Consider the following 251-nt stretch of genomic DNA (forward strand, 5'->3'; position numbering starts at 1 on the left):
CAGATGGTGACTACACCGTCACAGTGACAGCCACAGATGCAGCAGGTAACGAAGGTAGCACTACAGGTACGATCACCATTGATACCGTAGCGCCAGATGCTCCAGTGCTTGATCCAATCAATGGCACAGATCCGATTAGTGGTACAGCAGAACCTGATTCGACGGTGACGGTGACCTTCCCAGATGGTAGTACAGCAGAGGTTGTTGCTGGACCGGATGGCAGTTGGACAGTACCGAACCCAGGTGGTTTA

Annotated in this window: 1 protein-coding gene; it reads left to right on the forward strand. The window is 52.6% G+C overall.

What is annotated here, in order from left to right:
- A partial coding sequence (locus EAH57_RS15885) for an Ig-like domain-containing protein (RefSeq protein WP_228200057.1) occupies positions 1-251 on the forward strand: 251 nt, incomplete at both ends.

It is taken from the genome of Acinetobacter sp. 2JN-4 (genome assembly GCF_003687745.1).
Classification (GTDB): Bacteria; Pseudomonadota; Gammaproteobacteria; order Pseudomonadales; family Moraxellaceae; genus Acinetobacter; species Acinetobacter halotolerans.